Source organism: Mesorhizobium sp. M0040 (assembly GCF_040323505.1).
Classification (GTDB): Bacteria; Pseudomonadota; Alphaproteobacteria; order Rhizobiales; family Rhizobiaceae; genus Mesorhizobium.
In genome coordinates, this window is record NZ_JAMYVA010000097.1 from 1 (window position 1) to 8,141 (window position 8,141).

8 protein-coding genes and 3 pseudogenes are annotated in these 8,141 nt (G+C 61.6%); 8 read left to right on the forward strand and 3 right to left on the reverse strand.

Annotated elements, in window-relative coordinates; genetic code table 11:
* The 7 genes and pseudogenes from NKJ91_RS32860 to tnpB (NKJ91_RS33990) all read left to right on the forward strand — a co-directional run.
* Positions 1-408, forward strand: a 408-nt coding sequence (locus NKJ91_RS32860) for a hypothetical protein (RefSeq protein ID WP_352458817.1), incomplete at its 5' end; no start/stop codon positions are given.
* A 289-nt stretch (positions 409-697) separates the two neighbouring features.
* Entirely contained in the window at positions 698-961 is a 264-nt protein-coding gene (locus NKJ91_RS32865; protein ID WP_352458818.1) for a hypothetical protein, read from the forward strand.
* 71 nt (positions 962-1,032) lie between these two features.
* Positions 1,033-1,833 (forward strand): DUF4336 domain-containing protein, encoded by an 801-nt coding sequence (locus NKJ91_RS32870; protein ID WP_352458820.1) that lies wholly within the window; start codon positions 1,033-1,035, stop codon positions 1,831-1,833.
* A gap of 241 nt (positions 1,834-2,074) precedes the next feature.
* Positions 2,075-2,314: a hypothetical protein gene (locus NKJ91_RS32875; RefSeq protein WP_352458821.1), complete on the forward strand. Its 240-nt coding sequence runs from the start codon at positions 2,075-2,077 to the stop codon at positions 2,312-2,314.
* 183 nt (positions 2,315-2,497) lie between these two features.
* Positions 2,498-3,617, forward strand: a pseudogene (locus NKJ91_RS32880) (IS110 family RNA-guided transposase).
* A gap of 363 nt (positions 3,618-3,980) precedes the next feature.
* Positions 3,981-4,415 (forward strand): IS66-like element accessory protein TnpA, encoded by a 435-nt coding sequence (tnpA, locus tag NKJ91_RS32885; protein ID WP_352458822.1) that lies wholly within the window; start codon positions 3,981-3,983, stop codon positions 4,413-4,415.
* 26 nt (positions 4,416-4,441) lie between these two features.
* A pseudogene (gene tnpB, locus NKJ91_RS33990) lies at positions 4,442-4,528 on the forward strand (IS66 family insertion sequence element accessory protein TnpB); the annotation flags it as partial.
* A gap of 84 nt (positions 4,529-4,612) precedes the next feature.
* Here tnpB (NKJ91_RS33990) and NKJ91_RS32895 read toward each other — a convergent pair.
* The 3 genes from NKJ91_RS32895 to NKJ91_RS32905 are packed head-to-tail and all read right to left on the reverse strand — an operon-like array spanning position 4,613 to position 7,784.
* Positions 4,613-5,620 carry a tyrosine-type recombinase/integrase gene (locus NKJ91_RS32895; protein WP_352458824.1) on the reverse strand — a complete coding sequence of 336 codons (1,008 nt, stop codon included), beginning with the start codon at positions 5,618-5,620 and terminating at the stop codon, positions 4,613-4,615.
* On the reverse strand, positions 5,617-6,549 hold the full coding sequence (locus NKJ91_RS32900; RefSeq protein WP_352458825.1) for a tyrosine-type recombinase/integrase: 933 nt from the start codon (positions 6,547-6,549) through the stop codon (positions 5,617-5,619). Before NKJ91_RS32900 ends, NKJ91_RS32895 begins: the two co-directional genes overlap by 4 nt.
* Positions 6,546-7,784 (reverse strand): site-specific integrase, encoded by a 1,239-nt coding sequence (locus tag NKJ91_RS32905; protein ID WP_352458826.1) that lies wholly within the window; start codon positions 7,782-7,784, stop codon positions 6,546-6,548. Before NKJ91_RS32905 ends, NKJ91_RS32900 begins: the two co-directional genes overlap by 4 nt.
* Before the next feature lie 179 nt (positions 7,785-7,963).
* On the opposite strand from NKJ91_RS32905, the pseudogene tnpB (NKJ91_RS32910) reads away from it, so the two are divergent.
* A pseudogene (tnpB, locus tag NKJ91_RS32910) lies at positions 7,964-8,086 on the forward strand (IS66 family insertion sequence element accessory protein TnpB); the annotation flags it as partial.
* Between the last annotated feature and the right edge of the window lie 55 nt (positions 8,087-8,141).

The following is an 8,141-nucleotide window of genomic DNA, read 5'->3' on the forward strand; positions in this document are numbered from 1 at the left end:
CTTCACCTTCGCGGCCGCCGCCTACAATCTGGTGCGGCTGCCCAAGCTCTTGGCGGCGTCGAAATGACCGTGCCCGCAGGCTGCCAACTGATCGGCCGCTGGCGGATCATCGAAGCCGATCTGTGGGATCGCGGTTACCTGAACCTCGGTGGACCCGCAACCATCGCCATCGGACCCGACAACAGCGGCGAGATCGCCTTTGGCGCCCTGCAAGCCGGTCTCGAACTGAGCTACAGCCCCTCGATAGTTCACTTCACATGGGCCGGGTGTGACGAGATGGATGAAGTCACAGGCGACGGCTATGCCGAATTGCTCGACGACGGCTCGATCGAGATCACATTCGCCTACCACAACGGCGACGAGGCCATCCTCAAGGCAATACGTCAGACTTCTTCAACAGCCTGCTAAGTCCCTATTCGGTCGCGTCCGTCTCGCTTTCGTCACCGATCGAGCACCGGCAAATATAAGCTCGTTTCCAGACATTCTCGCAGAATGGTCTCACGACTCTAAAGGGGGTACAAATTCACACGGCAAGGCGGGCCGACCGGTGGTGAACATCAGCCGAGCCTATCGGCTCACGCCACTCTGCAGCCAGAGAGTTGCATTTACGCTCTTCAACATCGTTAAAAACGTACGGAGGTTTCCCGAGACTCGGCTGCCCGCGACGCGCATGGTCAGGGGCAGGGAGGAATAGACCATGCGCGAATTGCCCAACACCATCGACGCAGACGTTCTGATCGAAATCGGCAGGCTTTTAGATGACCGCGCGAAGTCGACGCCCGTGCCGGTCCACAAGCTTGCATTTTTAATGCGGCAGCGTTCAAACGCCAGCCTTCCGGTTGAATCGATGGAAGAGTTGATCGTGAAGATGGCCATGACGCGGCAATTGCCAATGATCTTCGATTTGCCTGACATTGACACGGACGATGTGATCTCGATTGCCTTGGCACGCACGTCTTGAGACTTGCCCTCGAGCGCAAGTTTTGTTGCTCCACCAGAAGCAGCAGGTGCTGCGGTTCGGCATGACGCAACTTGGCCCAGATAGCGTGCATCGCCTTGCGCCGAGCTGGTGAAGTGGAATGGGCTGTGAGTGCGTCCCTTTACGAGCCGGTGAACGTCTACAAACCTCAGGGACCCGATATCGGCGTCGTTGACGGTCCGTTTGAGTATCTGACGGTAGCAGGAATAAAACTTCCGCTGCCATTCACCACTCGGATGACGGTGGTGCGCCTATCGAACGGCGATCTGTTCCTTCATTCGCCCATCAAGTTTGCTTCGAGGTTGGCCGAAGAGTTACGGAACTTGGGCAGAATTCGCCACCTCGTGTCACCCAACCAGTTTCACTACGCTCATATCGGTGAGTGGTGGAAGGCTTTCCCTGAGGCAACAACATGGGCATCGCCCGGAGTCCGCCAAAGAGCACGCGCACGGCACGCGGATGTGACGTTTGCACGAGAGTTGAAAGCCGATCCGCCGGAGGAGTGGCGGCGGGACATGGACCAGATGCTGTTTCCCGGTGGCTACTTCAAAGAGTTCATATTCTTCCACCACGCTTCAAAGACGCTGATCCTTACAGACACGATCATCAATCTCGAATTGGACATGATCGATGAGCCTTGGCGCACGGTGACCAACCTGACTCGGATGGCTTACCCGCACGGGCGGACTTTCTTTGGCATGCGGCTGCCAATTCTCCTGCATCGACGGAAGACACAGGCAGTAATAAGCAAACTCCGGTCGTGGCAACCGCGGCGGGTGATTCTCAGTCACGGCCGCTGCTTCGATGCGAATGAAGACGAGATTGTCCGTAGAATATTCGGAAAGTCGGCTTAGTAACGCAGTGGTTTGGGGGAAGCCAAATGTCCATTTCGGGTCGGCTCCGCCGCTCGCCCCGATCGCTTTATGAGCGCTCCTGGCGCTCCTTGCTCGTTTCGATGGACGAGACGAACGGCAAAGTTCACACTCCCAGCCGACGTTGGCTGTCAGTGTAGCACGTGGTCTCTGCCGCATCTGGGCAGTAGTGACCTTGCAGCACCTCCTCGGCCCTCATCCTGCAATCTACGTCGATAATCGGATGGCCACTGGCGAAGCCTACACGCTCGAAGTAGTGTTGCCGCGTGCCGCTTATGGGACGAGCCGCCATGCCTCTTCGAAGCTGAATAACCTTCTCGGTGGTGATCGCACTGCTGCAGGCGGTAGTGGGAGTGCTTTCGGTTCTCCAGCACAATACCGTGCTTTAATTTCTGTCATCGCGCAGACGACGGCAACTTTCGTTCAAACCGATCATTTGACCTTCGCCTGTGTTGGAACATAGGGGATAAGCCTTCGCCCGGAAATGGCGCGACCGCGTCGGTCGCTGGCATGTTGAGGATTGGCTAAGGCGGTCTTTTCGTAAGACCGTATGTCCGCCTCTGCCGGTGAGGTGGCTCGCCCTACACTGCGCGTCCGAGGGTTGCTCGGGCGGGCCGAGCCGATCCTCACCACAGGAGGACGAGCCGTGGCAGATTATAGGGAAGATAGGGAAGCATTTGTCGGAATCGATGTCGCGAAGCTGAGGAACGCCATCGCGATTGCGGACGTAGGCCGGGAGGGAGAGGTTCGCTTCTTCGGCGAGGTCGACGCGTCGGCCGCCAGCATGCGGCGGGTCATAGGCCGGATCGCCAGCCGCTTTGATTACGCGCATTTCTGCTATGAGGCCGGGCCGACCGGGTACGGCCTTTATCGCCTGATCCGGTCGCTCGGGCACGACTGTACCGTGGTTGCACCATCATTGATACCGAGGAAGCCCGGCGATCGGGTGAAGACGAACCGCCGAGACGCCATTTCCCTTGCCCGGCTATTGCGCGCCGGCGAGCTGACCGCGGTGTGGGTTCCCGATGAAGGGCACGAGTCCATACGGGAATCTTGTTCGCGCGCGGGCGGCCGCGGTCGAGACGCTGCGGGTTCATCGCCAGCAGGTGAGCGCATTCATGCTCAAGCAGGGCCGTAGCTATCCGCGAAAAAAGAGCTGGACAATGCGCTATCTACGCTGGCTTCAGGAACAGCGGTTCGATCATCCCGCGCATCAGATCGCACTCCAGGAGATGGTCGAGGCGGTGCGCGTCTCGAAAGAGCGGGTCGAGCGGCTGGAGCGTGTGATCGAAGAGTTCGTCCCGGCCTGGTCACTGGCACCGATCGTGTGGGCGCTTCAGACATTGCGTGGGGTAGACCTGATTGTCGCCGTGACGTTCGTCACCGAAGTCGGCGACGCCAGCCGGTTCGAAAGCCCACGCCAGCTCATGGGATATCTCGGTCTGGTTCCCGACGAGCGCTCAACCGGGGAGACAGTCCGGCGCGGCGGCATCACAAAGGCAGGCAACGGTCGGGTTCGCCACATGTTGGTCGAGAGCGCCTGGACCTATCGACATCCGCCCAAGGTCGGGAAGGCGAAGCTATACCGCTTGGAGCAGGCGCCACCGAAGGTGCGTGAGATCGCCTGGAAGGCGCAGTCCCGCCTGACAGCGCGCTACCGCATGCTGAGCGCTCGAGGCAAACGGACAACGGTCGTCTGCACCGCGATCGCCCGTGAACTGGTCGGCTTCATGTGGGCAGTCGCAAGGGAGGCGCGCGTCACCTGATCGCTCGCCGCGACGGCGCACATCTCGCGCATGGGCGGAGGCGGGACCACGGCAGGGGAATGCCCGTCAGACGCTTTGTGGCCGGCAACATGGCCGACGCCCGCAGTAAGATAGGAACAGCCCCGGACGCACAATCGGGAATGCGGTAGTCAACCCGCGCATCAGAGCTTGATCACCGACGTCCTTCAGTTCCGCCTCCACCCATGCGCGACTATCAGAATGAGCAGCCGTTCCTCGGATCGGGCGACCTCCTGCGTTCCAAACCTTGACAGCGGACATCAGCGCGCTGTTTTGGGACCACCTTTCGGGAGTGGTCGCGATCTGTGAGGTTGCCGGTTCAGTAATGGGATCGGAGATCGGCTTGTGTCTGGACTTGACCTTACGCTTGACCCGGGGCGGCAGCCTCGACGTTTCGAGGTGATCAACGGCGCTGGCGGTCGGCGTCATTGGTCGGTGGATGACAAGGCGCGGATCATCGCGGAGACGCTGGAGCCGAACGCAGTCGTTTCCGAGGTCGCCCGCCGGTATGGCCTCAGGCCGCAGCAGGTCTTCGCCTGGCGCCGCGAAGCGCGCAAACAGGCCGCTTCGGTGCAGCAAGATTCTCCTGCCTTCGTGCCGGCGGTTGTGACGGCGGCGGAGCCTGTAGCCAGGCATCCACCGAAGCAGCGGAAACGGCAAGCCACTCGAGACGCCGGAGTGATCGAGCTTGAGATCGACGGCATCGCCATGCGGGTCGGCCGTGGCGCCGATACCAGGACGGTGGCGGCGGTGATCCGCGCGCTGAAGGCGACGTCGTGATCGGGCCGACGGGTGCGGACAAGGTCATGGTGGCGACGAAGCCGGTCGACTTCCGCAAGGGTGCGGAGGGATTGGCTGCGCTGGTGCGCGAGACGATGGGAGCCGATCCGTTCTTATGTGTCGGGCGAGATTATGTGGCGGAGCTGCGCAGATGCCCGCCAAGGCTGCCAAGCCTGGAATCCTCCGCTACATAATATTTAGATGCTGTTCAGCAGTTGCAGAACGGCGTCGTTCGGTCGGAAACGCACGCCGTGGTCGCCGGCGACGCCCGCCTTCTCGAGTCCGTTGCGCATCATCTCGACATCCGCGGCGGCATAGCGGTGGGTCGTGGCGACCTGTGCGTGCCCGAGCCAGGCTTGGATCGTTAAAAGGTCCACGCCGGACTGGAGAAGCTTCATGGCGAGGGAGTGCCGGAAGATGTGCGGCGATATGGGCTTGTCGGCCAAGGCAGGCCTGACAGCCACGGCCTCGGCGGCCGCACGTCGCACGATATGGGTCGCTCCGAAACGAGTCAGGCGCTCGTTGCGGGCGCCGACGAATATCGGTCGCGGCTCGTAATGGGCGATCCCGCGCTCGCTCAACAAGGTCGTCAGCGCTCGCGTCAGGTCCTTGGAAACAGGGACGACGCGGTCTCTGCGCCCTTTGCCGCGCAGCAGCACTTGCGGGTGCGACCGCTCCAACTGAAGATCGTTTGCGTTGACGCCGGTGGCTTCGGAGACCCGGGCGCCGGTCCGTGCCAAGAAGAGCAGAAAGGCTCGGTCGCGCCGACCACGGGGCGTCTTTGGATCGGGCGCCGCGATGAGAGTGTCCACTTCGGCCTTGGTGAGGTGGTGCGTCACCTCAATGTGCGTCCGTTTAATGGGAATCGTCAGCACGCGTTGGGCGACGCCGAAGAACGCCGGGTCGGCGGCAGCGACGTGGTGGAAGAAAGATCGGATCGCGGCCAGGCGGGCATTGCGCGTGGCGACGGAGTTGTTCCGCTTCTCTTCGAGCTCGTCGAGAAAGGCGAGAACGAGGTCTCGATCAAGGTCTTCGAGCGTCAACGCCGCCGGCTTCCTTCGTAACCGGGCGGCGGCAAAGAGGATCAGCATGCGCAAGGCGTCGCGATAGCTGGCCACGGTCGCGGGAGTCGCGTTGCGTTGCTTGGTCAGGCGCCGGCGAAAATAGGACTCCAGGAGCGGCGCCAGGAGCAGGTGTTCGCTCATGCTGCACCTCCATCGAGGAAGGCGCGTTCCGCCGCAATGGCGAGAAGATCCGCCGAGCCAGTGAGGTAGTAGGCTGTATCGCTGTAACTGGCGTGGCCGAGATAGGTGGCGAGCAACGGGAGCGCCGCCTGAACGTTGGCGCGCTGTTGGTGCCAGAGGCTGAGGCGGGTCACGGCGAACCGGTGCCTGAGATCGTGCGGCCTTAACGGCTTGCCGCCATCAAGGCTGGCGAGCTTACGGACCTCAGCAAAGCCGTTTTGCAGCCCAGTCGCCGAGAGGCGGTTGCCCCGGGAACTGAGGAAGAAGGCCTGATCCTTGGGCATGGGAAAAGCGGCATCACGCTCACGGGCATAGCAACCAAGGGCAGCCTGGGTTGTCGTGTGAACTGGAACGAGACGATCCTTGCGGAACTTCGTCTTCCGAATGAGGAGGACCCCGTTGGCCAGATCGACGTCGGAACGATCAAGCCGAACCACTTCGCCCGATCGCAGCCCCGAACTCGCCAACAATCCGATCAGCGTCGCCATGGTCCGGCCCTTGAGAGGAACCTCCGGCGAAATGCGATGGCATGCGTCGATGAGCGACGCCAACTCAGCCTCGCTGAGAATACGCGGAGGCGGAATCGCTCTGGATCTGGGGAAAGCTCTGCGCTCCAAGGCCTCGGTTCGGACGTCATAGACAGCGAGATACTCGTAGAATCGGCGAAGCACGCCGTGACGGGTGGCGCGGCTGTTGGCGGCGCCGCCGAACGACAAGGCGAAATCCAGCGCCATCGCTCGAGTGGCGGGGGCATCGAGCTGAGCGCGCTCAACGTAGCGGACGAAAGCCCGCAACGTGCCGGCTTGCTTGCTGAAGGCGTAGCCGAGAGAGTGGCGCAGCTCGATGTAACGCTCGGCCTTCTCGCCGAGGAATCGGGCAAAGGCGGTCATGCGACGCCTCCCGGAAAAGGGAGTGCGACCTCGGCGAGCTGCGAGGCCGCGATCTTTACGTACAGCGCCGTTGTGTTGATGCTCCGGTGCCCGAGAAGATCGGCGACCTCGTTGATCGGCGTTCGCTGCCTGACGAGCTGGGTGGCAAGGCTGTGGCGCAGGAGATGTGCACCTGCGACCCGCCCGAGTTCAACCCCGCCATGCCGCAACCGCTTCCGCACGATCCTCGAAACAGGCGATGCGCACCTGAACGGTCCCACGGGCGGCGTGAAGGACAGGAACAGATATGGGCTATCCACCTTCGGTCGAGCGCGCAGGATGTAGTCGGCGAGCGCGGCTCCGGTCTCCTCGAGGAGCGGCGCCACCCGATCACGCTTGCCTTTGGTGCGCCGGACAAAGACCTCGCCAGTTCGCCAGTCGATATCCTGCAGCTGAATGGTGCGGAGCTCGCCGTTACGAATACCCGTGGTGGCGAGCAGCAACAGGACGGCTCGATCGCGGATGTCGACCGGCGTTGTTGCGCCGACCGCATCGATTGCGCGCCGAACGTCGTCCCATGCAAGGCGCGGCGGCAAATGCGCCAAACGCCAATGGGGCGGCCTTGGGACGATGCGGGCAAGATCCTGGTCATGGTGGCCAGCCCAATTCAAAAACCGAAGAAATGTTCGGATGTGAGAGGTCGCCGCCGTGCGGGTGGCGGAGGTCGCCGATAGCGACAGCCGATGCTCAACGGCGGCGAAGACGTGCTCCGCCGTCAACGCTTGGAGCTCTTGGTCGGGATGATGATGGCGGAGCCAATCCAGAAAGCGGCGGCTGCCCAAAAGAACGCCTTCGCGGGTCTTCGGCTCAAGTCCCCGCACTTTGCGCAGATAGTCCGAAAAGGAGGCCAGAAGCGGAGCATCTGGATCATCCGCTACACTTGGAACGGAACCAATGAACCGCTCCGGAGCCACTCGGCGTGCGTGTCCCAGCGCCGACACTGCCCCGATGCGCGGAGTATCCGTAGTAAACGTGCATAAATAGCTGTCGATGACATCTTGATGGATCGGCATCGGACCACTGCGCGGCCCGGCAAACTGGCTAAAGCGCGCTATGCGGCTCAAGTAAATCTTGGCGGATGCTGGCTTATAACCAAGCATGAAAAAATGCTCCGCGAGGCGATCCATCTCGCCACCGAGTGCACCGCTACGCAGGCGCTTGAGCACCCTGCGATACGAAAAATAGAAGTCGAGCATCCTGCCCCTCCAGCATCGCGGCGCAGGGGAATCCCGCGTCCGTCAGAGAGGCATGAAATATTATGTGGCGGAGGATTCCAGGCTTGGCAGGCTTGGCGGGCATCTGCGCAGCTCCGCCACATAATCTCGCCCGACACATAAATGCGGTTATGTGGCACGCCACATAACCGTTCAGCGGGGCCGTGTACGTCTTCCGGGCGAAGCGGACAGACCGGATCAAGCTGATCTTCTGGGACGGCACCGGCGTCTGCCTCTATGCCAACGATCTGCATTCATACTACGTCCCTTTCGTCTTCAGTTGAGAGTTTTTGCCTGGCTGGCATTTTGCCTTCGTGCGGCAGCGCGATCGACGAGCCG

Excerpts from the sequence above, each read along its gene's own strand:
- NKJ91_RS32865 (WP_352458818.1), top strand. The coding sequence starts at position 698 with ATGCGCGAATTGCCCAACACCATCGACGCAGACGTTCTGATCGAAATC.
- NKJ91_RS32875 (WP_352458821.1), top strand. The coding sequence starts at position 2,075 with ATGGCCACTGGCGAAGCCTACACGCTCGAAGTAGTGTTGCCGCGTGCC.
- NKJ91_RS32895 (WP_352458824.1), bottom strand. The coding sequence starts at position 5,620 with ATGAGCGAACACCTGCTCCTGGCGCCGCTCCTGGAGTCCTATTTTCGC.
- NKJ91_RS32900 (WP_352458825.1), bottom strand. The coding sequence starts at position 6,549 with ATGACCGCCTTTGCCCGATTCCTCGGCGAGAAGGCCGAGCGTTACATC.
- NKJ91_RS32905 (WP_352458826.1), bottom strand. The coding sequence starts at position 7,784 with ATGCTCGACTTCTATTTTTCGTATCGCAGGGTGCTCAAGCGCCTGCGT.